Below are 1,451 nucleotides of genomic sequence, written 5' to 3'. Positions count from 1 at the left end.
TGAAGTGACCCCAAAAAGTTAGACATTATTAAGTTAAGCAGCTTCGGAGGATTGAATTCGGTATTGTACCGGACTCAATCCTTTTAATTTTCCTTTAATACGTTTGTGATTGTAATATTCAATATACAATTCAAGTTCAAGCTTGAAGTGATTCATACTTTCAAATTCTTGCATATATAATAACTCAGATTTTAATAGGCCAAAAAAGTTTTCAATTACTGCATTATCTAAACAGTTCCCCTTACGAGACATACTTTGGGTAATGTCATTTTGTTTTAAGGTATTAGAGTATTCTTTCATTTGATAATGCCAACCTTGATCAGAATGTAAGATAGGGGCATCTCCTTCGGATAAGCAACAGAAAGCTTTATCTAACATTATCGATACAAGTTTATATGTAGGTCGGCTTTGAATATTATAAGCGATGATTTCACCATTAAATAAATCTAGTACTGGGGAAAGGTATAACTTTTCACCAAATAGATGAAATTCAGTTATGTCCGTTACCCACTTTTCATTTGGTTTTGTCGCAATGAATTTACGACTAAGAATGTTTGGCGCAATTTTACCTACACTCCCTTTATAAGAACGGTATTTTTTCATACGTACAAGCGATTTTAAACCCATTTCCTTCATAAGTCGTTGAACAGTTTTATGATTAATTAGAAAGCCTTGATTACGTAATTCTAACGTTATTCGACGATAACCATACCGTCCCTTGTGGTCGTGATATATAGTTGAAATCATCGATTTCATATCGTCATATTTATCAGGTTGGTCAAAGCGACTTGTCCAATAATAATAAGTACTACGCTTAATGCCTGCTAACTTTATTAATTTTTTTATACTAAATTGATCCCTTAGTTCAAAGACTACTTGTGCCAAGTCTTTCGTTTTAATTTTTCCTTCTCTTGAACTAAGGAATTCAACTTTTTTAAAAATGCATTCTCCATACGTAGCTGCTCATTCTCTGCTCGTAATGCTTCTAAAGAACCTTCTTCAAAGTTTTGATTTTTACCTTTTTTTGAGTTGTCTTTCTTCAACTTTTTCTGCCCCTTTTCCTTAAGAAATAGGGTATCCACACTTACGTTTTTAAGACTAATTCGCCATTTTCTTATAGTACCTGGAGTAGGTAAATTAAAATGTACTGCAGTCTCTATATCAGACAACCTATTCTCGTTCATATAATTGAGTATATATAGTTTATCTTCTATAGAATAACGTGTATAGCTCTTTTTCAAGGATTCTGCTCCATGAAGATGATATTTTCCAATCCAGAAATGTATCAATTCAGTATTAGTAAAATTAAGTGATCTAGCAATTGAAGTAATGCCTTCATCACCTTTTTCAACACGAAAAATCGTATCCAATTTTTGTTCAAAAGTAATCCTTGTCATATAAAAAGCACCTCCAAATGATAGATTTGTGTCTAACATTTGGGGTGCAGTTCA

1 protein-coding gene is annotated in these 1,451 nt (G+C 32.5%); it reads right to left on the bottom strand.

Features of this window, described 5'->3' with window-relative positions; translation table 11 throughout:
- Positions 1-33: 33 nt before the first annotated feature.
- Positions 34-1,397 (bottom strand): IS3 family transposase gene (locus tag CBM15_RS18965; protein WP_087618673.1). Its coding sequence is split into 2 segments (ribosomal slippage): positions 34-938 and positions 938-1,397, totalling 1,365 coding nucleotides; the frame shifts between segments, so codons are not numbered across the junction.
- Positions 1,398-1,451: the final 54 nt, after the last annotated feature.

Origin of the sequence: Solibacillus kalamii, assembly GCF_002174535.1 — a bacterium.
GTDB classification, from domain to species: Bacteria; Bacillota; Bacilli; order Bacillales_A; family Planococcaceae; genus Solibacillus; species Solibacillus silvestris.
This window is presented reverse-complemented; position numbering and strand designations above follow the sequence as displayed.